General features: G+C 54.5%; 1 rRNA gene (running past both ends of the window). It reads right to left on the bottom strand.

The features are described 5' to 3' along the window. Window positions 1-220, bottom strand: a 23S ribosomal RNA gene (locus tag IEW75_RS15660) (its annotated part extends past both window edges: 307 nt to the left, 716 nt to the right); the annotation flags it as partial.

Genomic DNA, 220 nt, shown 5'->3' on the forward strand with positions numbered 1-220 from the left:
GGCAGATAGGGACCGAACTGTCTCACGACGTTCTAAACCCAGCTCGCGTACCACTTTAAATGGCGAACAGCCATACCCTTGGGACCGACTTCAGCCCCAGGATGTGATGAGCCGACATCGAGGTGCCAAACACCGCCGTCGATATGAACTCTTGGGCGGTATCAGCCTGTTATCCCCGGAGTACCTTTTATCCGTTGAGCGATGGCCCTTCCATTCAGAA

This window comes from Lutibacter litoralis (genome assembly GCF_014646675.1).
Taxonomy (GTDB): domain Bacteria; phylum Bacteroidota; class Bacteroidia; order Flavobacteriales; family Flavobacteriaceae; genus Lutibacter; species Lutibacter litoralis.